3 protein-coding genes and 1 tRNA gene are annotated in these 1,571 nt (G+C 62.3%); 2 read left to right on the forward strand and 2 right to left on the reverse strand.

Going from position 1 to position 1,571, the window contains the following annotated elements; all coding sequences use genetic code 11:
- Positions 1-96 precede the first annotated feature (96 nt).
- Positions 97-186, forward strand: a tRNA-Ser gene (locus tag A5481_RS31375).
- Between the two features lie 114 nt (positions 187-300).
- Here the strand turns inward: A5481_RS31375 and A5481_RS34390 are convergent.
- Together A5481_RS34390 and A5481_RS34395 are read right to left on the reverse strand one after the other, a co-directional pair.
- A complete protein-coding gene (locus tag A5481_RS34390; protein ID WP_156312268.1) occupies positions 301-783 on the reverse strand; it encodes a hypothetical protein in 483 nt (160 codons plus the stop codon).
- Between the two features lie 135 nt (positions 784-918).
- Positions 919-1,056: a hypothetical protein gene (locus A5481_RS34395; RefSeq protein WP_156312267.1), complete on the reverse strand. Its 138-nt coding sequence runs from the start codon at positions 1,054-1,056 to the stop codon at positions 919-921.
- A 198-nt stretch (positions 1,057-1,254) separates the two neighbouring features.
- Between A5481_RS34395 and A5481_RS34400 the strand changes: the two genes are divergently transcribed.
- Positions 1,255-1,563, forward strand: coding sequence for a hypothetical protein (locus A5481_RS34400; protein ID WP_156312266.1), 309 nt, complete (start codon positions 1,255-1,257; stop codon positions 1,561-1,563).
- The last annotated feature ends 8 nt before the right edge of the window (positions 1,564-1,571 follow it).

Below are 1,571 nucleotides of genomic sequence, written 5' to 3' on the forward strand. Positions count from 1 at the left end.
TCATTCACCCGATTGCCCTGGATTTCTCGCCGATCCCGCTTGTGGTTCGGCGAGAACCCATGCTAATGCCCCGCCTGCGCTGGCGACGGCGCCCGCGGAGAGGTGGCAGAGCGGTTGAATGCACCGCACTCGAAATGCGGCATGGGCGCAAGTCCATCGGGGGTTCGAATCCCTCCCTCTCCGCCAGGCATCACGAACACCATAGTTTTGCGCTTTTCGCGGTGTTCTCTGCTACGATCCCAGCACAGTTTTGCTATCCCGCACAAGCGCCCTTGAAGAATCAGGGTTTTTTGCGACGTGTCATTGCGCCTCGTTTCGGGGACGCTGGCAGCGGAAGCCCACCCCCGAATTTGTCGCATCTGCCCTGGCATCTCGAGCTGCGTCATGTCCCACGCGCCCTTGCCGCTGGGGTGCGACACGGCCGAGCGATGCACTCGCTGTCCTGAAAGATTGTCCGGCGCTTGCGCGTGTTGCAGAAGAGTCGCACATCCTTTGCCGCCGCGTTTGTTCGGCAATAGCGAAATCGCGGCCCCAGAGGATGCTGCGCTGAGGATGCTGAGTAAGCCTCTGTCCGGTGACGGCGCAGCGCATGCCTTTGGAGACATCCGGGCCTAGGGACAAGCCAGGCAGCGCATCGCGCCTGTCATGCGGCCGGACGACGCGGACGAGGCAGAACAGCACCGCCGCCAGGGTTACGAGGATCAACACCGCGAGCATTGCGATGGCGTTGAGGGCGACGAGCTTGCCGGCGGTGTCAATCGTGGCGCGGTAGGTCCCGTTCATCGGTCCGCGGAAGAAGGCGTCGATCTCGGACTAGCTCGGGAGGCCCTTGAGGCAGGCCCAGTCAGCCCGGAACGCCGCAAGCTTCGTGTCCAGGGCGTCGAAGGCCTCCTGCTCGCCGGGCGAGCTGATCAGTGCCTAGTAGCGGTCCATCCGCTCTCTCAGGCCGGCGTCCATCCCGCCGAACCCCTTGGTCGCCAGGGCCTTCTCGACCTCGCCGTCGGCCGTGATGAAGCGGAACTGCCAGAGCCGGGCGCGGATCACCAGGGCGTTCATCGCGTGCGCCTCGTTGATCAAGGGCACCTGTTGTGGAACGAGCCATAGAATCGACCTACGGAACCAAAGTATAAACTAATTCGCAACATAGGATTGCACTTTGGCAAGGGCGCGCAGCGATCCTGGCACGCCCCTTCCCGTCCAAATACGTGTCGCTACAACGACGTGCCTTGCATAAGGCACAGAAACAGCGGCCTCGTGGATCTGATCGCAGGAGCTGGGAGCGAAATCACGATGGGTGCAGCAAGGATCAACCCGACGACGATCACGACGGTCGGGCGAGGAAGGTTCTCGCCGGAGCAGGTTCGTCAGTGGGAGGTGGATCGATGTGTGGCTTTCGCCGTCGCGATCGAACGCCTACGCGGCTGGCCGGTCCACACAACTCACATCGGTGGCCAAGTGGTACGATTTCAGGCGGAGGACGCCAGCGATTGGATCTATGATCCCCTCGGTATTTTCACGGCGGCGCGGTTCGGCGATGCCGTGGTAGAACCGCTAGTGCATTGACGCATTCA

It is taken from the genome of Methylobacterium platani, from assembly GCF_001653715.1.
Lineage (GTDB): Bacteria > Pseudomonadota > Alphaproteobacteria > Rhizobiales > Beijerinckiaceae > Methylobacterium > Methylobacterium platani.